This is a genomic window from Nonomuraea soli (genome assembly GCF_013761175.1).
GTDB classification, from domain to species: Bacteria; Actinomycetota; Actinomycetes; order Streptosporangiales; family Streptosporangiaceae; genus Nonomuraea; species Nonomuraea soli.
Genome location: NZ_JACDUR010000009.1, coordinates 277,450 through 299,139 on the forward strand (window position 1 = coordinate 277,450; position 21,690 = coordinate 299,139).

20 protein-coding genes are annotated in these 21,690 nt (G+C 71.1%); 11 read left to right on the top strand and 9 right to left on the bottom strand.

Annotated elements, in window-relative coordinates; genetic code table 11:
• Positions 1 to 78 precede the first annotated feature (78 nt).
• The 3 genes from HNR30_RS40375 (at position 79) to HNR30_RS40385 (ending at position 3,714) form a co-directional block, all read left to right on the top strand.
• A complete protein-coding gene (locus HNR30_RS40375) occupies positions 79 to 1,602 on the top strand; it encodes an MFS transporter (protein WP_312895000.1) in 1,524 nt (507 codons plus the stop codon).
• A 22-nt stretch (positions 1,603 to 1,624) separates the two neighbouring features.
• On the top strand, positions 1,625 to 2,344 hold the full coding sequence (locus tag HNR30_RS40380) for a DoxX family protein (protein ID WP_181615457.1): 720 nt from the start codon (positions 1,625 to 1,627) through the stop codon (positions 2,342 to 2,344).
• A gap of 140 nt (positions 2,345 to 2,484) precedes the next feature.
• A complete protein-coding gene (locus HNR30_RS40385; protein ID WP_181615458.1) occupies positions 2,485 to 3,714 on the top strand; it encodes a glycosyltransferase in 1,230 nt (409 codons plus the stop codon).
• On the opposite strand, the gene HNR30_RS40390 is transcribed toward HNR30_RS40385, so the two are convergent.
• The 5 genes from HNR30_RS40390 to HNR30_RS40410 form a co-directional block, all read right to left on the bottom strand.
• Entirely contained in the window at positions 3,704 to 4,630 is a 927-nt protein-coding gene (locus HNR30_RS40390) for a DMT family transporter (protein ID WP_220134559.1), read from the bottom strand. The two genes, HNR30_RS40385 and HNR30_RS40390, sit on opposite strands and share 11 nt — an antisense overlap.
• Positions 4,631 to 4,695: 65 nt before the next feature.
• Positions 4,696 to 6,108, bottom strand: a complete 1,413-nt coding sequence (gene sthA, locus HNR30_RS40395; RefSeq protein ID WP_181615459.1) for a Si-specific NAD(P)(+) transhydrogenase — start codon at positions 6,106 to 6,108, stop codon at positions 4,696 to 4,698.
• Between the two features lie 12 nt (positions 6,109 to 6,120).
• Positions 6,121 to 6,372 carry a metallothionein gene (locus HNR30_RS40400; RefSeq protein ID WP_181615460.1) on the bottom strand — a complete coding sequence of 84 codons (252 nt, stop codon included), beginning with the start codon at positions 6,370 to 6,372 and terminating at the stop codon, positions 6,121 to 6,123.
• Positions 6,372 to 7,487 (bottom strand): MFS transporter, encoded by a 1,116-nt coding sequence (locus tag HNR30_RS40405; protein ID WP_181615461.1) that lies wholly within the window; start codon positions 7,485 to 7,487, stop codon positions 6,372 to 6,374. Before HNR30_RS40405 ends, HNR30_RS40400 begins: the two co-directional genes overlap by 1 nt.
• Before the next feature lie 8 nt (positions 7,488 to 7,495).
• Positions 7,496 to 7,936, bottom strand: coding sequence for a hypothetical protein (locus tag HNR30_RS40410; protein WP_181615462.1), 441 nt, complete (start codon positions 7,934 to 7,936; stop codon positions 7,496 to 7,498).
• A 332-nt stretch (positions 7,937 to 8,268) separates the two neighbouring features.
• On the opposite strand from HNR30_RS40410, the gene HNR30_RS40415 reads away from it, so the two are divergent.
• The gene (locus HNR30_RS40415) at positions 8,269 to 8,439 is read left to right on the top strand and encodes a hypothetical protein (RefSeq protein WP_181615463.1); all 171 of its coding nucleotides are present in this window, start codon (positions 8,269 to 8,271) and stop codon (positions 8,437 to 8,439) included.
• Positions 8,440 to 8,477: 38 nt separating this feature from the next.
• Here HNR30_RS40415 and HNR30_RS40420 read toward each other — a convergent pair whose 3' ends face one another.
• From HNR30_RS40420 to HNR30_RS40430, 3 genes are read right to left on the bottom strand one after another with little or no spacing between them, the layout of a single operon-like run.
• Positions 8,478 to 9,101: a pyridoxamine 5'-phosphate oxidase family protein gene (locus HNR30_RS40420; protein ID WP_181615464.1), complete on the bottom strand. Its 624-nt coding sequence runs from the start codon at positions 9,099 to 9,101 to the stop codon at positions 8,478 to 8,480.
• A 52-nt stretch (positions 9,102 to 9,153) separates the two neighbouring features.
• The gene (locus tag HNR30_RS40425) at positions 9,154 to 10,248 is read right to left on the bottom strand and encodes a PrsW family intramembrane metalloprotease (RefSeq protein ID WP_181615465.1); all 1,095 of its coding nucleotides are present in this window, start codon (positions 10,246 to 10,248) and stop codon (positions 9,154 to 9,156) included.
• An 18-nt stretch (positions 10,249 to 10,266) separates the two neighbouring features.
• A complete protein-coding gene (locus HNR30_RS40430) occupies positions 10,267 to 11,451 on the bottom strand; it encodes an amidohydrolase (protein ID WP_181615466.1) in 1,185 nt (394 codons plus the stop codon).
• A 35-nt stretch (positions 11,452 to 11,486) separates the two neighbouring features.
• Here HNR30_RS40430 and HNR30_RS40435 point away from each other — a divergent pair, with 35 nt between their 5' ends.
• Both HNR30_RS40435 and HNR30_RS40440 read left to right on the top strand, forming a co-directional pair.
• The gene (locus tag HNR30_RS40435) at positions 11,487 to 11,885 is read left to right on the top strand and encodes an ester cyclase (RefSeq protein ID WP_181615467.1); all 399 of its coding nucleotides are present in this window, start codon (positions 11,487 to 11,489) and stop codon (positions 11,883 to 11,885) included.
• 35 nt (positions 11,886 to 11,920) lie between these two features.
• The gene (locus HNR30_RS40440; RefSeq protein WP_181615468.1) at positions 11,921 to 12,739 is read left to right on the top strand and encodes an alpha/beta fold hydrolase; all 819 of its coding nucleotides are present in this window, start codon (positions 11,921 to 11,923) and stop codon (positions 12,737 to 12,739) included.
• Here the strand turns inward: HNR30_RS40440 and HNR30_RS48700 are convergent.
• The gene (locus HNR30_RS48700) at positions 12,723 to 15,236 is read right to left on the bottom strand and encodes a GNAT family N-acetyltransferase (RefSeq protein WP_181615469.1); all 2,514 of its coding nucleotides are present in this window, start codon (positions 15,234 to 15,236) and stop codon (positions 12,723 to 12,725) included. The genes HNR30_RS40440 and HNR30_RS48700 overlap by 17 nt on opposite strands.
• 93 nt (positions 15,237 to 15,329) lie before the next feature.
• On the opposite strand from HNR30_RS48700, the gene HNR30_RS40450 reads away from it, so the two are divergent.
• The 5 genes from HNR30_RS40450 to HNR30_RS40470 all read left to right on the top strand — a co-directional run bounded on the left by HNR30_RS40450 (position 15,330) and on the right by HNR30_RS40470 (position 21,465).
• Positions 15,330 to 16,772: a pyridoxal phosphate-dependent decarboxylase family protein gene (locus HNR30_RS40450; RefSeq protein ID WP_181615470.1), complete on the top strand. Its 1,443-nt coding sequence runs from the start codon at positions 15,330 to 15,332 to the stop codon at positions 16,770 to 16,772.
• Positions 16,759 to 18,006 (top strand): lysine N(6)-hydroxylase/L-ornithine N(5)-oxygenase family protein, encoded by a 1,248-nt coding sequence (locus HNR30_RS40455; protein WP_181615471.1) that lies wholly within the window; start codon positions 16,759 to 16,761, stop codon positions 18,004 to 18,006. The genes HNR30_RS40450 and HNR30_RS40455 overlap by 14 nt, the downstream gene beginning before the upstream one ends.
• Positions 18,003 to 18,557, top strand: a complete 555-nt coding sequence (locus HNR30_RS40460) for a GNAT family N-acetyltransferase (protein ID WP_181615472.1) — start codon at positions 18,003 to 18,005, stop codon at positions 18,555 to 18,557. Before HNR30_RS40455 ends, HNR30_RS40460 begins: the two co-directional genes overlap by 4 nt.
• A complete protein-coding gene (locus HNR30_RS40465; protein WP_181615473.1) occupies positions 18,550 to 20,274 on the top strand; it encodes an IucA/IucC family protein in 1,725 nt (574 codons plus the stop codon). Before HNR30_RS40460 ends, HNR30_RS40465 begins: the two co-directional genes overlap by 8 nt.
• A gap of 423 nt (positions 20,275 to 20,697) precedes the next feature.
• Positions 20,698 to 21,465, top strand: a complete 768-nt coding sequence (locus HNR30_RS40470; protein ID WP_181615474.1) for a class I SAM-dependent methyltransferase — start codon at positions 20,698 to 20,700, stop codon at positions 21,463 to 21,465.
• Positions 21,466 to 21,690 lie beyond the last annotated feature (225 nt).

The following is a 21,690-nucleotide window of genomic DNA, read 5'->3' on the forward strand; positions in this document are numbered from 1 at the left end:
CCACGCAAGCCGGGGCCGCCAGGCCCACGACGCCTGGGCCGTCAGGCCGGGCATGACCGCCGAGCAGGAGGAGTGGCCGTGACCCTTGTGGCCGCACCGACGACCCGGCGTCCCCCGGTGGCGCACAGGAGCAGGTGGGCGGTGCTCGTCCTGCTCTGCACGAGCCTGTTGCTGATCACCGTCGACGCGACGGTGCTCCACATCGCCGTCCCCGCGCTGACCGCGGCGCTGCAGCCGTCGGCGGTCCAGCTGCTCTGGATCATCGACGTCTACTCCCTGGTCGTGGCGCCGCTACTGATCATGTTCGGCGCCCTGGGCGACCGCTATGGCAGGAAGCCGCTGGTCCTGGCCGGTCTGGCGGTGTTCGGCGTCGCGTCGGCCGCCGCCGCGGCCGCTCCGAACGCCGCCATGCTGATCCTGGCCAGAGCGCTGCTCGGCGTGGGCGGGGCGATGATCATGCCCGCCACGCTCTCGATCATCCGTCAGGTCTTCACCGACCGGCGCGAGCGCGCGATCGCCCTGGGCGTCTGGAGCGCGGTCGCCGCGGCGGGCGCGGCCGTCGGACCGCTGATCGGCGGCCTGCTGGTGGGCATCTGGTGGGGTGCGGTCTTCCTCATCAACGTGCCGATCCTGCTGGTGCTGCTCCCCGCCGCCGCGCGCCTGCTGCCCGACAGCACCAGGCGGCGCGCGCGGGGCTGGGACTCCCTGAGCGCCGTGCTGTCGGTCGCGGGCATCCTGGCCGTGGCGTTCGGGCTGAAGGAGGCCGGCTCCGGCCACCTGCTGCCGCTCTCCTTCTCCCTGTTCATCGCGGCGCTGGGCGTGGCGCTGCTGGTGTGGTTCGTGCGCCGCCAGCAGACCAGGCCGGAGCCTCTGCTCGACCTGAGCCTGTTCCGCAGCCGGTCCTTCGCCACCGGCGTGGCGGGCGTGCTGCTGGGCGTCTTCGCGCTGGTGGGGCTGCAGCTGATGCTGGCCCAGTACCTCCAGCTCGTTCTCGGCGACAGCCCCTCCCAGGCCGCGGTCCGCATGCTGCCGCTGGTGCTGGCGGCGATCTCGGGCGGCCTCATCGCCGCCCACCTGCTGCCCAGGCTGGGCATGCGCGCCACCATGAGCGGCGGGCTCGGCCTGGTGGCGCTCTCGCTGACCCCGACACTCGGCTGGGGCGTCGAGGGCCACCCGGTGATGCTGGCGTTGTGCTTCATCGGCATCGGCTTCGGCGTGCAGGTCGCCTTGCTGGCCGCCTCCGACACGATCATGTCCTCGGTTCCCGAGCCGAAGGCCGGTGGCGCGGCCGCCATCGAGGAGACCGCCTACGAGCTCGGCGCCGGCATGGGGGTGGCGGTGCTCGGCACGATCACCACGATCTCCTACGCCCCGGCGCTGCACCCCGTCCCCGGCGTGAAGCCCACCGACATGGATCAGGCCAGGCAGTCTCTGGCCAGCGCCAAGGCCGTGGCCGACCAGGTCGGCGGCACGCCGGGCCACGCGTTGATGGAGGCCGCCCGATGGGCGTTCGTCAACGCCCTGCACACCACCGTGGTGGTGAGCGTCGTCCTGTTGGGCGCCACAGCCGTGGCCGTCGCCATGCTGCTCAGGCGTGATTGAACCAGTCATATAAGGGCAAAAGATGACCGTGAAGCAGGCCCTCCACGACATCGCCTCGCTCGTCGCCCGATTAGGGGTCGGCGGGATCTTCTTCGCGAACGGCTGGCTGAAGCTGGAAGAAGGTCTGCGCGCCACCGGGCGGCGTTTCGCCGAACAGGGCGCGCCAGCACCCGACATCTGGGCGACCGTCACGATGATGACGGAGCTGATCGGCGGTGCGTTACTGATCGCAGGACTGGTCGTCTCGGTGACCGGTCTGGTGCTCTTCGTCGAAGCCCTGGCGGTCTTCCTGATCGCCCGTCCGCTCAACCCCGTCGACCTCAACGAGATCATCCTGCTCGGGGTCGCCGCGCTGCTGCTGGCGGTCGTGGGCGCCGGGCGGATCTCGGTCGACCACATGGTGGTGATCCGGCGCAGGGAATCGGCGGCCGAGGCGGAGTTCGCGGCCGACCGCGACGCCGACGCCGTCATCGACTCGCTGCGCGAGCCCGACGATCCGCGCCGGGCCTCCCCGAAGGAGCAGCCTCCTGAGGAGTCGCCGCCGACCGTGGAGTCCCCGCGTCCGCCCAGGCAGCGGCGCACCGGTGAGAGCCGCAAGCCCGACGAGTTCCGCGCGGAGGATCCAGGGCTGGAGGACACCGCCCCGCACCCTCTGCCCGCCGACAAGCCCGCTCCGGGCGACACCCTGGTGGCCGGGCGCAAGAAGCCGTCGACCAGGACGAGGACCAAGACGGACGAGTGAGCGAGGGCAACAAAAAAGGCGGGGAGAAACTCCCTGCCACTTTCAAGCTATAGCGCACCCCGGGGCTTGCGGCAAGCCCCCCGTCGTGTCGCAGGATGGACGGCCGAGGCCACAACCTGCGACAACGGGAGGTTCGCACGGTGCGTGTACTGCTGTCGACATTCGGATCACGCGGGGACGTCGAGCCGCTGGCGGCGCTCGCGGTGCGGTTGAAAGAGGCCGGCGCGCGGGTGCGGATCTTCGCCCCGCCGGACGAGGAGATCGAGCGGCTGCTGGCGGGCGCGGGCGTGCCGCGGACGCCTTTCGGCCCCTCGGTCCGCTCGCTGGTGACCGGGGCCAGGCCGCCGTCGCCCGACACCGCCTACCGGCTCGCACGCGACCTGGTCGCCGAGCGCTTCGCCATGCTCGGCGAGGCGGCCGAGGGCTGCGACGCGGTGGTGGCGACCGGCCTGATGCCGATCGGCGCCCGGTCGGTCGCCGAGAAGCTCGGCGTGCCGTACGTGTGCGCGGCCTTCACGCCCATCGGCCTGCCGTCGCCGCACCATCCGCCGGGCCGCAGGCCGGGCCCTCCGCCGCCGCCCGAGGTGACCGGCACCAAGGAGTTGTGGGAGTTCGACGCGGCACGGGTCGCCGAGATGTACGGCGAGGCGCACAACGAGCAGCGGGCGGCGATCGGGCTGCCGCCGATCGACGACCACCGCGACCACGCTCTCACCGGCAGGCCGTGGCTCGCCGCCGATCCCACCCTGTGCCCGTGGCAGGAGCAGCCCGGCCACGACGTCGTGCAGACCGGCACGTGGATCCTGCGCGACGAGCGTCCCCTCCCGGCCCGGCTGGAGGCCTTCCTGGAGGCGGGGGCGCCACCGGTGTACGTCGGCTTCGGCAGCATGGCCGTGCGCGACGCGGCCGGCGTCGCCCGGGTGGCCGCCGCCGCGGTGCGCGCGCACGGCCGCCGGGTGATCCTCGCCAGCGGCTGGGCCGGGCTGGCGCTCGCCCCTGGCCTGGACCCGGACGAGGAGGGCGACTGCCTGGCCGTGGGCGAGGTCAGCCATCAGGCGCTGTTCCCCAGGGTGGCGGCCGTCGTGCACCACGGCGGCGCGGGCACCACGGCCGCGGCCGCCCTGGCGGGGGCGCCCCAGGTGGTGGTCCCCCAGGTGGCCGACCAGCCGTACTGGGCGGCCCGGGTGGCCGCGCTGGGCATCGGCGCCGCCCATGACGGGCCCGTCCCGACCGTCGAGTCGCTGTCGGCCGCGCTCGGGGTGGCGCTGACGCGGGAGACCGCGGTCCGGGCCAAGGCCGTGGCAGGAGGCTTCCTCACCGACGGCGCGCGGGCGGCGGCGGCGATGTTGCTGGAGGAGATCAGTCGGTGACGGCGGCCAGGTGGCGCCGGGAGCGCGGGCGGATGAGCCCCTGGGTGACGGCGATGGCCCCCAGCACGATCAACGCGCCGACCGGCTGGTTCCACGACAGGCTCTCCCCCAGGAAGACCACCCCGGAGACGGTGGCGAAGACCGGCAGCAGGTAGGTGACGGTGGAGGTCGTGGTCACTCCCGCGCGGGCCTGGACCCAGTAGAGCAGCAGGTAGGCCAGCCCCGTGCCCAGGCCGCCGAGGGCGAGCAGGCTCCACCACACGGGAGCGGGGACGCTGAGGTCGACCAGCGGCACGCCCGCGACAAGCGTGATCACGGCCAGCTGCACGGTGCCGCTGACCAGCTGGCCGGTGGCGAGCACCATGGGCGGTTCCGACCGGCGGCCGGTCAGGAAGCGTCCCATGTAGGCGCCGCCGACGCCGTAGCTGGCCGCGGCGCCGAAGCAGGCGAGGCTGCCTGCCAGCTGCCCGCCCTGGAGCGGCTGCCAGACGCCGAGCACGACCATGACGCCGGCGAAGCCCAGGCCGAGTCCGGTCATCCGGGCGGCGGTGGCCTTCTCGGAGCCGAGCAGCAGGGTGAAGGCGAGTGTGCAGAGCGGGGTCGTGGCATTCCAGATGGCGGCGACCACGGACGACACGTACTGCTCGCCGTACCCGAACAGGGTGAACGGCACGGTCGTGGCCACGACGGAGACGACCTGGAAGTGGCCCCAGAGGCGGGGGTCGCGGGGCAGCGCGAGCCGTCGGGCGAACAGGACGACGAGCAGCACGCTCGCACCGATCAGCATGCGGCCGAAGGAGACCTGGAGGGGGTGGAGGGAGCCGACGGCGATCTTGATGAAGAAGAAGCTGTTGCCCCAGATGGCCGCCAGCACGAGGAACGCCGGCAACCAACGCCCGACATGTGAGATTTGCACGGGTCAGGAGCGTAGCGATCCATGGCTCCTCACTCGTAGGGAGTTCTCCCTATTTCGCCAGACGGTCAGCTCTGGTCCGCCGTGAGACGGGCGATGACCCGCATCTTGTTCATCGCGTCCAGCGCCGCGACCTTGTACGACTCGGCCAGCGTCGGATAGTTGAACACCGCGTTGACCAGGTAGTCGACGGTGCCGCCGCACCCCATCACGGTCTGGCCGATGTGGACGAGCTCGGTGGCGCCGGTGCCGAAGACGTGGACGCCGAGCAGGCGCCGGTCCTCCGAGGAGACCAGGAGCTTGAGCATGCCGTACGAGTCGCCGATGATCTGGCCCCGGGCCAGCTCGCGGTAGCGGGAGATGCCGACCTCGAAGGGGATCTTGTCGCGGGTGAGGTCGTCCTCCGACTTCCCGACGAAGCTGATCTCCGGGATCGTGTAGATCCCGATCGGCGGCAGGTCGCCCAGGCCCTCGACGGGTTCGCCGCAGGCGTGCTGGGCGGCCAGCCTGCCCTGTTCCATGGAGGTGGCGGCCAGCGCGGGGAAGCCGATGACGTCGCCGACGGCGTAGATGTGGGGCACGGCGGTGGCGTAGTTGGCGTCGACCGTGATGCGCCCCCGGGTGTCGGCCTCCAGGCCCGCGGCCTCCAGGCACAGCTCAGCCGTCTTGCCCTGGCGTCCGGCGGAGTACATCACGCAGTCGGCGGGGATCTTCTTGCCGCTCTCCAGGATCGTCAGCGCCACGCTCCCCCGCCGTTCGACGGCGGCCACATTCTCGCCGAAGCGGAAGGTGACGGCCAGGTCGCGCAGGTGGTACTTCAGCGCCTCGACGATCTCCAGGTCGCAGAACTCCAGCATGCGCTCGCGCCGCTCGACGACGGTGACCTTGGTGCCGAGGGCGGCGAACATGGAGGCGTACTCGATGCCGATGACGCCCGCGCCGACGACCACGAGCGTCTCGGGCACACGATCGAGGTGGAGGATGGCGTCGGAGTCGATGATGGTCCTGTCGTCGAAGTCGACGCTGCCCGGCCGGGCGGGCGAGGTGCCGGTCGCGATGATGATCTTCTCGGCGGTGACCTTGCGTTCCTCGTCCTCCTCGGAGGTGATGCCGATGGTGTGGGCGTCGAGGAAACGTCCGGTGCCCTGCAGCACGGTGACGCGGTTGCGGCCGAGCTGGCTGCGGATCACCTGGATCTCGCGGCCGATCACGTGTTGGGTGCGCATGCCCAGGTCGGCGACGGTGATCTCTTCCTTGACCCGGTAGCTGGCGCCGTACAGCTCGCGCTGGTTGAGGCCGGTCAGGTAGAGCACGGCCTCGCGCAGCGTCTTGGAGGGGATCGTGCCGGTGTTGATGCACACGCCGCCGAGCATGTGCCGTTTCTCGACGATGGCGACCCGCCTGCCGAGCTTGGCCGCGGCGATGGCCGCTTTCTGCCCGCCGGGGCCAGAACCGAGGACTAGGACGTCGAAGTCGGTCACATCGTCAGTGTGCTATGCCGATGCCTGGGCGGGAACCCTGTCGACGATCGCGTTCGAGCCCGCCTCGCGCGCGCAGTGGGCGCAGCAGTACCAGGTGCGGTCCACCTCGACCCCGTGCCCGATGACCTTGGCTCCGCAGTGTTCGCAGATCGGCGCCATGGCCTGGATCGCGCACTGGAAGGAGTCGAAGGTGTGCACCACGCCCTGGGCGTGCACCTCGAAGCTCATGTCGTAGTCGTTTCCGCAGGTCTCGCAGGCAGCCATCATGTCCTCCCTTTCGACACCGGCATACCCTCGCGAAACCAGCGAATGCCCAGGGGCAGGGCAAACAATCCCAGCAGGGCCATGGCGTACGGCAGGCCGACGGCGGTGGTGAGACCGGCGACCAGCAGCGGGCTGACGACGAATCCCGCGTAGGAGACGGTCGAGACGGCCGAAACCATGGTTCCGCGATGGTCGCCCTCGGCGGCCTTGCTGAGCAGCGCGGGAACCACCGGCCCGAGCGCCAGCCCGGTCAGGGCGAAGCCGGCGATGGACAGCCACGGCACCGGCGCGAGCGCCGCCAGCACGATGCCGCCGCCCCCGCCCACGAAGGACAGCAGGTACAGGGGGCGCAGGCCGAGCCGGGGCATGGCCTGCACCGCGAGCCGCCCGGCGGTCAGGCAGAGCATGTACGCGGCGGGCGCCGTGCTCGACAGCAGGACGGGCGCGTGGCGGTGGTCCTCGAGCAGGACGACCGACCACTGCTCGACGGAGTTCTCGATGATGAGCGCGCATCCGGCGATGCCTCCGAGCAGGAGGGCGGCCTGCCAGGCCCGGCCGTCGCCCGTCCGCTCCACGGCGGGCACCGGGCCGTCGCGCATCGGCAGCCGGGCGAGGGTGAGCGCCGACAGCAGGACGATGGCCGCGATCACGACGAGGGTCTGCTGGAGGCCGAGGCCCAGCTCGCGGGCGAACCCGGTGGCGGGCGCCGCGGCGATCACCGCCACCGGGAAGGCGGCGTGCACCGGCTGGAACAGGCGCCGGCCGCTCTCCCGCTCGGCACGGCCGATGGTGAGGTTGAGCGCCACGTCGAGCGCGCCGCTGGTGACGCCGATGACCACGAGGACCACGCCCAGCCCGAAGGGGGTCTCGACCGTGCCGATGGCCAGGATGCCCAGGGCGAAGCCCACGGTCGAGATCGCCAGCGCCGTGCGTTCCCTGCCTCTGGCCAGCCGCCCGGTGAGCGCCATCGCGGGGATCGCGCCGAGCGGCACGGCGGTCAGGGCGAGGCCGAGCCCGGCGGTCGTGGTGCCGAGATCCGCCTTCACGAGCGGAAGCAGGGCTGACCACGACCCCCAGAAGACTCCCCAGGCGGCGCAGACCAGGATTAACGGCATGGGGTCGATCATGCCTTACGGGACTGGGCCTGCCCCCGCTTGGTCCAGCCGCCGTCCGGCTTGATGTAGCCCTTGGCGAACCACTTCTTGAACTGCCGCGAGGCGATCAGCGAGTCGTCGGCGTACTCGATCTTGTTCGGGTCGTAGAGCCCCAGCCTCCGGTAGGCGAGCAGCTGGCCGTGGGCGGTGAGCTCGGTCCGCGCCGCCGGCGTGTGGCCGTTGACGAGCCCCAGCCACGCGACGCCCTTGCGGGTCAGCCCGCCGGAGGCGTCGATGATGCCGTAGCGGCAGAAGAACCGGTTCTGCTTGCGCGCGACCGCCGGATCGGAGGGGTACTCGATCCTGTTGTGGTCGAGACGGCAGCCGGATGCCGATGCCGGGGTGGCGAGCACCGTCCCGGCCGTGAGCAGCGTACTTGTGATCGCCGTGAGGGCGAGAGCCTTTCGCATGGGGTCACCGTCGCACCCGCGTCCGGCGATGAGCCCGCAGCCACTCCACGGCTGTGTAACAAAAGACGGTAATCGTAGAAATACGTTGAGCGAGCATCGCAGCCCTGATTAAGTAGCCACCATTCGCCAGCTACACGGCAAGGGGGGGCAAGACCCATGAGGCGCATCAGGATCGTCAAGACGCCCGTCAAACAGCGACCGACCCGCGATACTGCCCTTGACCTGCGCTCGCCGTCAGGTCGACGCCTGCCGTACTAGGGTTAACGCTGACCTTACGGCAACTGGGGTAGATAGACTCTTAGTAACAAAAGCATCACGTCGGGGGGCTGGGCATGGAGAGGCTTGTGGTGGTGCCACCACGTGTCGCGCGACACAAGGTTCGCGACATCCAGGCGGAAGAGCGCACCGCGACCTCCCAGCCCGATCCCAAGGTCGTCGATCTGAGCGCCTACAGCGGGCGCAACGTGATCCCCTTCCCCGACGGGCCGACGCCCGCCGCCTGAGGTCGTCCCTCGGTACGGCAGGCGTACGGCACGCGCGATCATGCCTGGTAGAGCTTCTTGTTGTAGACCTCGGCCGAGTAGTAGTGCTCGAGCGCCTCCAGCGATTCGCCGGTCGGCTGCAGCTCGTTGGTCAGCTTGGCGTGCGTGGGCAGGGTGTCGCCCCACGTCTCCGGCTTCCAGATCGACGAGCGGATCATGGCCTTGCCACAGTGCAGGAAGATCTGCTCGATCTCCACCACCAGCGCCAGATGCGGACGGTGGCCCTTGACGATCAGCTCGTCGAAGAAGAAGGCGTCGCGCACGAGGCGGGCGCGCCCGTTGATGCGCAGCGTCTCGTTGCGCCCGGGGATCATGTAGATGAGCCCGACGTGCGGGTTGGAGAGCACGTTGAGCCAGCCGTCGGCGCGCCTGTTGCCGGGACGGTCGGGGATGGCGATCGTCGTGTCGTCGATCACGTAGGTGAAGCCCGCCGGGTCGCCCTTGGGCGAGACGTCGCAGTTGCCGTCGGCGTCGGACGTGGCGATGAGGCAGAACGGCGCGTTGGCCAGCCACTCGCGGTCACGCGGGTGCAGCTTGACGCGCTCCTTGGCGGCGGCGCGGGGCATGACCTCGCCCAAGAGGTCTCGGAGTTCTTCTGCGGATTCAATCTCCACCCAGGTCATGAAAAATCCTCTTCTGTAGGGGTAGCCCCCATTGTCGAGGAAAGCGGGGCGCTCACCAGCACCGGGTGGCGGCCATCACCGCCAGCAACGCGTCACGCTCGGCCGTGAACACCGTGACGGGCATGCCTTCCCGTTCGGCACGCTCGTGCAGCATGACCAGTTCCGTGGCGGCCTGCTGGTAGTCGGCCATCGCCCTGCCGTACCCCTTGCTCTTGGCCCAGGCGCGCGCCCGGCGGCGGGCGGGCAGCGAGCCGAGCATGGCCTGGTCCTGCGGTGAGACCAGCCCGGTGCCCTGGTAGCCGGGCAGGTAGCGGCCCATGCGCGCGACCAGGGCCCGGCGCTCGCGCACGGTCACCGTGACCAGCCCCACGATGGCCAGCAGGAGCACGCCGTAGACGGCGGCCAGGCCGGGCAGGGAGCCGAGCGTGGCCATGGCGTTCCACGCGCCGTGCAGCAGGATCGCGCCCAGGTAGCCGAGCGGGATCGCCGCCCGCCGCATCGGCGTGCGCCGGGTCGCGGCGTAGGCGACCCCGATGCCGATCATCGAGGTGTAGACCGGATGACCCAGCGGGGCGATGATCCCGCGCACGATGAACAGGCCGACGGCGCCTTCCGCCCCGTTCTCCGTGTAGGCGTTCAGGTAGTAGCCGACGTTCTCCACCGCCGCGAAGCCGAGCCCGGACATCGACGCGTAGATGATGCCGTCGGTCAGCCCGTGCACCTCGCGGCGGCGGCGCAGCATGAGCGGGAGCAGCACCAGGCCCTTGAGCGCCTCCTCGATGACCGGGGCCATCACGATCGCGCTCAGCCCGTCGAGCGCGACCTCGGGGCCCGCCACGTTCTGGATCAGGCCCTCGCTCACGCCGTGCACGAGCAGGGTCAGCACCACCGCCACGCCGCCGCCCCACGCGAAGGCGTAGATCAGGTTGAGCCTTGGTTCCGGCTCCAGCCGGTCGAGGGCGAGCACCGCCGCCAGCAGCACCGGCAGCGGTGCGACGCCGAGCAGGAGCGACAGGCCGAAACCCACCGTGCCGCCGGACAGCAGCAGGCCCGCCAGGACCAGCGCCATGCACAGGCTCGACAGCACCAGCGCGACGATCAGCCCGATGGCCGGGCGGGGAGGCAGGACCGGCGGGCGGTGGATCAACGGCGTGCCTTTCTGCGGCTAACGGGCCTCGCTGTAGAAGGGGTCGGCGACGACGCCGCCATGCTCACCGTAGGTGTAGACCTCGCGCCCGTTCACGAAAACCCGCAACGCGCGGCTGAAGACGTCGAGCGGATCGCCCGACCAGATGACCACGTCGCCGTCGAGGCCCGGCGTGAGCGAGCCCACCCGGTCGTCGAGCCCCATGATCCTGGCCGGGTTGACGGTGATCGAGCGCAGGGCCTCGTCGCGGTCGAGTCCTTCCTTGACCGCGAGCGTGGCCTGGTGGACGAGGAAGTTGATCGGCACCACCGGGTGGTCGGTGGTGATCGCGATGCGCACGCCCGCGCGCGCCAGGATGCCGGGGTTGCGCAGCGAGCGCTGGCGCAGCTCGACCTTGGAGCGCGTGGTGAACAGCGGGCCGATGATGACCGGGATGTCGCGCTCGGCCAGGATGTCGGCCAGCAGGTGGCCCTCGGTGCCGTGGTTGAGGATGAGCTTGTAGCCGAACTCGTCGGCCAGCCGGATCGCGGTGGCGATGTCGTCGGCGCGGTGGGCGTGCTGGCACCAGGGCAGCTCGCCGTCGAGCACCTTGACCAGGATCTCCATCGTGCCGTCCCGCTCCTTGCGGTCGGTGTTGGCCTTGTAGTCCTGGGCCTTGCGCAGCGCGTCGCGGATCACCGTGGCCACGCCCAGGCGGGTGCTCGGCAGCTTCTTCTGGTCGCCGTAGACCCGCTTGGGGTTCTCCCCCAGCGCGCTCTTGACGCTGACCGGCTGGCGGACCAGCATCTCGTCGACGGTGCGGCCCCAGCACTTGACCGCGACCGTCTGGCCGCCGATCGGGTTGCCGGAGCCCGGTTTGATCACGGCGGAGGTCACGCCGCCGGACAGGGCGTCGGCGAAGCCGATCTCCGCGGGGTTGATGCCGTCGAGGGCTCGCAGCCGGGCCCCGACCGGGTCGGTCATCTCGTTGGTGTCCTGACCGGCCCAGCCCTCGGCCTCCTCCCAGACACCCAGGTGGCCGTGGGCCTCGACGAAGCCGGGCAGCACCCACTGTCCGGACGCGTCGACGGTCTCCACGCCGTCGGGGACGGTCACGTCCGCGCCGACGGCGACGATCTTGCCTTCCTGGATGAGGACGGTCCCGTTCTCGATGGGTTCGCCATCGACGGGCACGACATAACCGCCAGTAATCGCCATATTCATAGTGCGAACCTATCGTCACGGGGCAGGGGGATCCCATGGACATCGACGACCTCTACCGTCGCTGGCTGCTGGAACTGTGGGCCGGCGACTTCGCCCTGGCCAAGGAACTGGTCACCGCCGACTTCGTCGGCCACTGGCCGGGCATGGACGTGCACGGCCCCGACGGACTGGCCGAGGCGCTCCGGCAGGGCCACGCGCCCTTCTCCGGCGTCGTGGTCACGCTGGACGTCGGGCCGATCGTCGACCGCGACCTGGTCGCCGCCCGGTGGACCTTCAGCGGCTCCTACCGGGGCGGCCTGCCCGGCACGAGCGCGCCGGCCGGAACCGCGGTCTCCTTCAGCGGCCATGATCTGCTCAGGGTCTCGGGCGACCGTTTCGCGGAGTACTGGGTGGTCTCCGACACCGAAGGCATGTCGCGACAGCTCGGACTTTAAGCGGATGTCAGGCGTGGCGATGTAGAACAGTCCCCATGCCGCGAGTCGATCTGAAGGCCGGTGCCGTCGACTATCTCGACACCGGTGGCGACGGCCCCGTGCTGGTGCTGCTGCACGGCCTGGTCACCGACGCCTCCCTCTGGCGGCACGTGGTCGCCGGCCTGCGGGCCGACTACCGGTGCGTCGTGCCCACGCTGCCGCTCGGCTCCCACCGCCAGGCCATGCGGCACGGCGCCGACCTGACCCTCGGCGGCCAGGCCCGCCTGGTGGCCGAGTTCATGGACACCCTGGGCCTGCGCGGGGCCACCGTGGCGCAGAACGGCGCCGCCGTCGCCGTGGCGCTGGCGACCCTGCGGCCCGATCTGGTCTCCCGCCTGGTGCTCATCGCGTGCGAGGCGTTCGGCCATCACCCGTACGGCAGGGCGCTGGCGAGGATCCCCGGCGGGCTGAACCTCGCCTTCCGGCTGCTGCGGGTGCGGCCGTTACGACGGCTCCCGCCGTTCGGGCTGATGTCGATGCGGGTGCCACACGGGGTCTCCGACGGCTGGCTCCGCCCGCTGTGGCACGACCGGGAGGTACGGCGGGACCTGCGGGCCTACCTCCTGGCGGCGACGAACCGGCAGCTGGCCGAGGCCACCGGACGGCTGCGGTCGTTCACCGGGCCCGCCCTGGTGGTGTGGGCGACCGAGGACCGGCTCATCCCGGCCGGGCACGGCGAGCGGCTGACCGCCCTGCTGCCCGACGCGCGGCTGGTGGAGATCGGCGACAGCTACACGCTCATCCCCGAGGACCAGCCCAGGATCCTGTGCTCGGCGCTGCGGCGCTTCCTGGAGCCGTTCAGGGACGAGGCATGAACAGCAGCCGCGCCCGCTTCCATCCCAGGTCGATCTCCTGGGCGGGCTCGAAGCCCATGCGCACCAGCCGGTCGATCGCCTTCTGGTTGCGCGCGTCGGGTTCGGCGACCAGCCGCGCGCGTCCCGGCTGCGCCCACACGTAGTCGAGGAAGGCCGACAGCAGCACGCCGGTGTATCCGGGCTCGGGCGCGCCGGAGGGCGGGCCGATCATCAGGTGGATGCCGAAGTCGCCGGGCCGTACGTCGTAGCACTCGCCGACCGGGTCGTGCAGGGGCTCGTAGGTCTGGAAGAGCGCCACCGGCCTGCCGTCGCGTTCCACGAGGTAGGCGTGGTGGGTGGGCAGGCCGTCGAGGTGCTCGTAGATCTCCAGCACGTCGTCGCGGGCGTGCTCCAGCATGCCCCAGAACCTGGCGCGCTCCTGGGTGACCCATGCGTGCAGGACGTCGAGGTCGGCGGCGGGATCGACGGGGCGGATCCGGACGGCGCCGAAGCCGTCGACCAGCCGCTCGTACACGCGGGCGGGCTCCAGGACGGGGATGAGGTCGCCGCTCACCCAGAGCGGCAGCTGGTCGCGGTGATGCCGGTCGCCGCCCAGGCCCGAGGCGCCCAGGGGGACGATCCAGCGGCTGTCCTCGCGCCTGGCCAGGTCCCAGACGTAGCGGGCCGAGGGCCCGCGCGAGCACACGTCGGTCAGGCCGGGGACGCTGGTGGTGGCCAGCACGCAGTCGTGGTCGCCCGAGAGGCCCGGCCACGGGTCGCCGCCGGGCAGGGTCTGCCAGGGGGCCAGGCGGTGCAGGTGTCCCCACGCGTGGTCGGGGAGCGGCTCGCCCAGGGCCTCGCGCAGGAGGCCGGGCAGGTCGGCGATGAGGTCGCTGCCGAGGAGCGCGGTGAGGCCGTGGGCGACCCGCACCACCGGGTCCAGCCAGGGCAGGAAGACCTCGGGGTAGGGCATGGGCTCGCGCAAGGGGGCCAGGGCGGGGTGCGCGGCGATCCTCCGGACCACGGCGGAGCGCACGGCGGCGAAGGCCGCCGCGTCGGTGCTGCCCGCGTCCATGCGCCGGTCCCAGGCGAGCAGGCGGTCACGCAGGGCGGCCCGCTCCTCGTCGAGGTCTTCGAGGGCGGCCAGCCGGTCGAGCAGGGGGGCCGCGGCGGCCAGATGGGTGTCCATGTGGATCGCCGCCATCTCCTGCGGCTTCCAGTCGTCGCGATCGCCGAGCAACTCGCGGATGCGGTCGGCGCGGTACGGCGGGGCGAACTCGGCGCCGAGCGGGGCGGCCAGGCCCTTCTCGTTGGCCATCACGGTGATGCCGGTGACCTCGGCGCGCGGAGAGTCGTGCCAGCCCCGCCAGACGTGCTGCTCGTCCCATGCCGGGACGGGCCGCAGGAGGTTGTCGTCGTGGCGGAGCGGGACGGCGCCGGCGACGCGGTGGAGCGTGGCCCCGGTGTCGTCGGCGGCCAGGACGACGTTGACGGGCTCGGCCCAGAGGTCGAAGGCGCGGTCGACGTCGGCGACGGTGGCGGCGCGCAGCAGCCGGGGCAGGGCCGCGAAGCCGAGGTCGTGGCGCACCCGGGCGGGGTAGCGCAGGCTCATCGGCTCCTGGCCCCCGATGACGATCGGTCCCCGGTCGGTCTCGACGATCTTCACCCGCGCCGGCGCCGCGCCCGCCACCTCGACCGTCTCGGTGTGGACGGACGCCGGGCGCCAGCCGTCCGGCCCGAGCGCCTCGATCGTGCCCTGCCGCTCACGCAGCCGCTCCCGATACAAGTCCTGGTAGTCGGCCATCGCATTGGTGATCGCCCAGGCGACCGAGCCCGCGTGCCCGAAGTGGGCGATGCCCGGCACCCCGGGCACCGCCAGACCGACGACGTCGACGCCCGGACACGACAGCCGTATCTGCTGGTAGATGCCCGGGTTCTCGATGTGGCGATGCGGATCGCCCGCGACGATCGCCGCTCCGCTCGCCGTGAGGCGGCCGGGGATCAGCCACCCGTTGCTTCCTGATGAGCCGGGAGCGTCGGCGGCGAAGAGCGGCGCCGCGCCCGGCCCGAGCCGCCGCTCGACCTCGCCGCGCCACAGCTTGCCGGGCAGCCCGGTGAAGAGCAGGTGGTGCGACAACCACACCGCCAGCGGGGTCCACGCCTCCCATCGCCCCGGCGTGATCCCCACCCGCGCGAACTCGGGGGCCTCCTGGGCTTCGAGCCCGGCGTTCACCCCGTCGGCGTAGGCGCCGGTCCACCGCGCGGTGTCCTCGTCGAGCGCCTCGAAGCACCTGCGCGCCGTGTCGGCGATGCGCGCCTGGCGCGCGAAGCGGTCCCACGGCAGGTGATCGGGTCCGAGGAAGGCGGCGCTGGTGCCCTGGGAGCGATGGCGTTCGACCTCCAGCTGCCAGGCACGGTCCCTTGCGGTCACCCAGCCCTGGGCACGCGCCAGCTCGTCGAAGCCGGCCGCCCGGACACTGGGAATGCCCCATTCGTCGCGGAAGATCTCGTCGGTCATCACAGGCAGGGGCTTTCCCGATTCTGTCGTGGGCGACTTGTCCGAATGTAACGGAATCTAAATTGTGAGTCACTCCCACGGCAAAGGGTTCACATGACCTCCCTCTGGCAGGCCAGATCTCACCTGTTCAACGACCGTACGGCCGGCGACTACCACCGCCGCCTGGCCGAGGGTCTGCGACGGGTGAGAGACCGGATCTCCCGGGTGGATCGGCCGTTCACCGGGATAACGCCCACCCAGCTGGCGGCCAGGATCGGCAGGGTCGACCTGGACCGCCCGCTGGGCGGGGCCGCCGCCGCGCTCGACGAGCTGGAGGAGCTCTACCTGCGCGACGCCGTCTACTTCCACCACCCCCGCTACCTGGCCCACCTCAACTGCCCGGTGGCCATCCCCGCGCTCCTCGGCGAGCTGCTGCTGAGCTCGATCAACTCCTCGCTCGACACGTGGGACCAGAGCGCCGGAGCCACCTTCATCGAGCGCCGCCTCATCGCCTGGACCGCGGCCAGGATCGGCTTCGGCCGCGGCGCCGACGGGGTGTTCACCAGCGGCGGCACGCAGTCGAACCTGCAGGCCCTGCTGCTGGCCAGGGAGGAGGCCGCGCACGTCTCCGAGCCGCGTGTCCTGACCGGCGCCGCCGGGCACTTCAGCGTGCAGAAGGCCGCCAAGCTTCTGGGACTCGGACCCGAGTCGGTCGTCGTCGTGGAGACCGGCGGCGACCGGCGCATGCGCACCGACGCGCTCGCCGCCGAACTCGAACGGTACGGCGGCGCGGTCATCGCCGTCGTCGCCACCGCGGGAACCACCGACTTCGGCACCATCGACCCTTTGCCGGAGATCGCCGACCAGTGCGCCCTGTCGGGGGTGCGCCTGCACGTCGACGCCGCCTACGGCTGCGGCCTGCTGGTCTCGCCGACCCGCCGCCACCTCCTCGACGGCATCGAGCGGGCCGACTCGGTCACGGTCGACTACCACAAGTCCTTCTTCCAGCCGGTCAGCTGCAGCGCCCTCATCACCCGCAAGGGCGGCGACCTGCGGCACTCGGCCTTCCACGCCGACTACCTCAACCCCGCCAGGGTCGCCGCGCACCTGCCCGACCAGGTCAACAAGTCGATCCAGACCACCCGCCGCTTCGACGCGCTCAAGCTCTGGCTCACCTTGCGGATCATGGGCGCCGACGCGGTCGGCCTGCTCTTCGACGAGGTGGTCGAGCGCGCGTCGCAGACGTGGGAGCTGCTGGCGGACGACCCCCGGTTCGAGGTGGCCGCCAGGTCGGCTCTGTCGACGGTGGTCTTCCGCTTCCTGCCCGACGAGCCCGAGCTGGCCGACCAGGCCAACCGCTACGCCAGGAAGGCCCTGTCCGCCTCGGGGGCCGCGGTGATCGCCGGGACGCGGGTCGACGGGCGCGAGTTCCTGAAGTTCACCCTGCTCAACCCGGAGACCACGATCGAGGACGTCGCCGACGTCCTGGACCTCATCGCGGAGCACGCCGCCCGCTACGCGGCCCTGATCCTCGAGGAACCGCATGTCCCCGCATGACCTGGTCGGCATCGGGCTCGGGCCGTACAACCTGGGCCTGGCCTGCCTGGCCGAACCGCTGCTCGACGCGGTCTTCCTGGAGAGCCGCCCCGGCTTCGACTGGCATCCGGGCATGATGCTGGAGTCGGCGACGCTGCAGACGCCGTTCATGGCCGACCTCGTCACGCTGGCCGACCCGACCTCGCCCTACTCCTTCCTGAACTACCTCAAGCAGGCGGGCAGGCTCTACCCGTTCTACATCAGGGAGTCGTTCTTCCCGCTGCGCACGGAGTACAACGAGTACTGCCGCTGGGCCGCCGGGCGGCTGGGCAGCGTGCGCTTCGGGCACGAGGTGACCTCGGTCGGCCACGAGGACGGGCTCTACGTGGTCAGGGGCGAGGGGTTCACGCACCGGGGACGCCACCTGGCCGTGGGCGCCGGCGCCCCGCCGTACCTGCCGCCAGCGTGCGTGGACGCGGGCGGCGACCTCGTGCACACCGCCTCCTACCTGCCGGCCAGGGCAGCGCTGCGTTCCAAGCCGAGCATCACGATCGTGGGCAGCGGCCAGAGCGCGGCGGAGGTCTACCTCGACCTGCTGTCGGAGATCGACGTGCACGGCTACCGGCTCACGTGGGTGACACGGTCGCCGCGGTTCTTCCCGCTGGAGTACACCAAGCTCACGCTGGAGATGACCTCGCCGGAGTACGTCGACTACTTCCACGCGCTGCCCGAGGAGACCCGCTACCGGCTGGAGCGCGAGCAGAAGGGGTTGTTCAAGGGCATCAGCTCCGAGCTGGTGAACACGATCTTCGAGACGCTGTACACGAAGAGCGTCAAGGCAGCGGTGCCGACGCGGCTGCTGACCAACACCGAGCTCGTCGGCGTCACCTTCCTCGACGGGACGTACACGCTGGACCTGCGGCACGCGGAGCAGGGGCGCGACTTCTCGCTGTCCACCGAGGGGCTGATCCTGGCCACCGGCTACGAACACCGCGTCCCCGCCTTTCTCGGCCCGATCCGCGACCGGCTGCGGTTCGACTCCCACGGGCGCCTCGACGTGGCGCGCAACTACAGCGTCGACGTCACGGGGCGCGAGGTGTTCCTGCAGAACGGCGGCACGCACACGCACAGCATCACCTCTCCCGACCTCGGCATGGGCGCCTACCGCAACTCGTGCATCCTGCGGGAGATCCTCGGCCGCGAGCCCTACCCGATCGAGAAGACCATCGCGTTCCAGGAGTTCGGGGTGTCATGACCGTGTTCACGCGCGGCACGCCGATCGGGGAGTTCGCGGTGCGGCCGCTGGATCCGGCGGCCGACGCCGTCCTGGTGCACTCGTGGGTGATCCACCCCAAGGCCGCGTTCTGGATGATGGGGGACGCCGACGTGGCACGGGTCCACCAGGTCTACGCGGGCATCGCCGCCCATCCCCACCATGACGCGTTCCTCGGGACCCGCGACGCGGTGCCGTGCTTCCTGGTCGAACGTTACGACCCGCGCCACGTGGAACTCGCCGGACTGTACGGCCACGCGGACGGCGACGTGGGGATGCACTTCCTGTGCGCGCCCGCGCCGAGGCCGGTCCACGGGTTCACGCTGGAGGTGATCACCACGGTGATGGCGTGGTTGTTCGCCGATCCGGCGATCCGCCGTGTGGTCGTCGAGCCCGACATCCGCAACCACGCCGTCCACGCGCTCAACGCGGCCGTCGGGTTCGAGGTGGCGGGGCCCGTCGACAAGCCCGAGAAACGGGCGCTGCTCAGCTTCTGCACCCGCGAGCGCTTCAAGGGAGCCGTCCATGCGTGAGCTCGTCGCCCACCTGTCCCCCGGCCTCTGGAGCGCCGCCAACCGGCTGCTGGTGCGCAAGGCGATCGCCGAGTTCGCCCACGAACGCCTGCTGACACCCGAGCCGCTCACGGACGGCTGGTACGGCCTGGCCGGCTACCGGTTCCGCGCCCGCCTGCTCAGCCTCGACCACTGGGAGATCGACCTCGAGAGCCTGACCTGCCCGGCCGGAACGCCCGACATCCTCGACTTCGTCCTGGAGTTCCGCGACGAACTCGGCCTCACCGACGAGGTGCTCCCCGTCTACCTGGAAGAACTCTCCTCCACCCTGTCCAGCCTGGCCTACAAGCTCGCCAAGCCGTACATCAGCGCCCGCGACCTGGCCCAGGCCGACTTCCAGACCATCGAGACCGCCATGACCGAAGGCCACCCCGGCTTCGTGGCCAACAGCGGCCGCCTCGGCTACGGCCTGCACGACCACCACGCCTTCGCCCCCGAGGCCGCCCAGCCGGTACGGCTCGTGTGGCTGGCCGGCCACCGCTCGTGCACGACCTTCACCCACGGCGCCGGCCTCGACTACGCGCAGCTGATCCGCTCCGAGGGCCTGGAGCCGTACGTCGCCACCCTCACCGAGCTCGGGCTGACGCCCGGCGACTACCTGCTCATCCCCGTCCATCCGTGGCAGTGGTGGAACAAGCTGTCGATCACCTTCGCCGGAGAGATCGCCCGCGGGCGGCTGGTGTTCCTGGGCGAGAGCGACGACGTCTACCTGGCCCAGCAGTCCGTCCGCACGTTCTTCAACATCGCCTCCCCCGCCAGGCACTACGTCAAGACCGCGATCTCTGTGCTCAACATGGGCTTCACGCGCGGGCTGTCCGCGGCCTACATGGAGGCCACCCCGGCGATCAACGACTGGCTGGCCGAGCTGATCGAGAGCGACCGGGTGCTGAAGGGCACGGGGCTGACGATCCTGCGGGAACGGGCGGCCGTCGGATACCGGCACCGGCAGTTCGAGGCCGCCACCGACAGGACCTCGCCGTATCGCAAGATGCTCGCCGCCCTGTGGAGGGAAAGCCCCGTGCCCTCCCTGGCACCCGGGCAACGGCTGGCCACCATGGCCTCCCTGCTGCACGTCGACCGCGACGGCCGGTCACTGGCGGCCGAGCTCATCACCCTGTCCGGGCTGCGGCCCTGCGCGTGGGTGCGCCGCTACCTGGAGGCCTACCTGGTGCCGCTGCTCCACGCCTTCTACGCGCACGAGCTGGCGTTCATGCCGCACGGCGAGAACGTCATCCTGGTGCTGGACGGGCATGCCGTGGAGCGGGTGATCTTCAAGGACATCGCCGAGGAGATCGTGGTGATGGGCCCTGCCGTGGAACTGCCCCCCGCGGTGGAGCGCATCCGGGCACGGATTCCGGAGGAGACGCAGCTGCTGTGCGTGTTCACCGACGTGTTCGACGGGTTCCTGCGGTACCTGAGCGCGCTGCTGGACGGGGCGGGGGTGCTGGCGGAGGGTGAGTTCTGGGGGGTGGTCGCCGCGTGCGTCGCCGGGTACCAGCGGGCGGTGCCGGAGCTGGGGGAGAGGTTCGCGCGGCATGACGTGTTCGTGGAGGAGTTCGCGCTGTCGTGCCTCAATCGGCTGCAGTTGCGGAACAACCGGCAGATGGTCGACCTGAGCGATCCGGCGGCGGCGTTGCAGGTGGCGGGGACGCTGCGCAACCCGATCGCCGGACGGTAGGTCCTCCTCCGTGGAGGTCGTGTCGCGGTCCTCCGCTCCAACATCTCGTCTGGCTCTCCGCGTTTCCGCGCCCCCGGCTCTTCGCGTGTCCGCTTTCGCCTCCGCCGGGCCTCTAGCGTCTCTGCTTCCGCCGGGTCCCTCGCGTCTCCGCTTTCGCCGGGTCCCTCGCGTTGCACCTCCCCCGGCTCCTCGCGTTGCACCTCCCCCGGCTCCTCGCGTTGCACCTCCCCCGGCTCCTCGCGACTCCCGGGGGTTCTCCATCCCTCCGCCTCCCCCCTCGTTCGTCTCCCCCGACTCCCGCTCCCTGCGCCCTCCCCGGTCCGTCCGATGGAGCCTTCGCGCCCCCTCCTCCCCCAAGCCCGACATAAGCCCATACGGCACACTTCCCCCATCATGCGACCAACGAGTGGCTAGGCTGCGACGATGGAACACGTATCCGACGCGCCCAAGGTTCCCGTCAAGGCGGCCGGACCCGACTGGATCACCCCGGCCACCGAGCCGCTCGACCCGTCGATCCCCGTGAACGACTACGACGGCTTCGCCGAGGAGTACTCGGCCGAGAACGAGACCAGCCTCCTCAACGCGTACATCGAGCGCCCCGCGATGGTCGCCCTCGCCGGAGACGTGAACGGCCACCGAATCCTGGACGCCGGCTGCGGCTCAGGCGCCCTGGCCGCCGAACTACGTGAACGCGGCGCCACCGTCACCGGCATCGACGCCAGCGCCGGCATGCTCGCCGTCGCCAGGCGCCGACTCGGCGACGACGTCGAACTGAAGGTGGCCGACCTACGCGACCCGCTGCCGTTCCCCGACGGGGCATTCGACGACGTGATGGCCTCGCTGGTGCTGCACTACCTGGAGGACTGGGGTCCGACCCTGGCCGAGCTGCGGCGGATCCTCAAGCCCGGCGGCCGGCTGATCGCGTCGGTCAACCACCCGTTCGTGGAATGGATCAGCGCGGACCCCCGGCCGGTCTACCGGGAGACGACGAGCTACACGGACTTGTGGACGTTCGGCGGGAAGTCGTTTCCGCTGACGTTCTGGAGGCGGCCGCTGCACGCGATGACGGACGCGTTCAGCGAGGCGGGCTTCCGAATCACCGTGATCAGCGAGCCGAAGACGGCACCCGGGGCACCTGAGCCGTTCTCGGGACTCAGCTTCATGTGTCTCGTGGGCGAGGCTGCGGGGTAGCTCAGCCGCTGACCCCTCGGGGGCTCGCCGCAGTGCACGGCGGGCCCTCGACCACCCGGCCATGCGCAGTCGCTGAGGCCGCCCAAGCGACCACCCGCCGCCGCTGAGGCCGCCCGAGCGACCACCTGCCGCCCGAGCCATTGAAGGGTCGCCCAAGCCGCCTCACTCGTCGCCCGCCGAGTCACCAGAGGCGCTGCGTCACCCGAGGCGCTGCGTCACCACCCG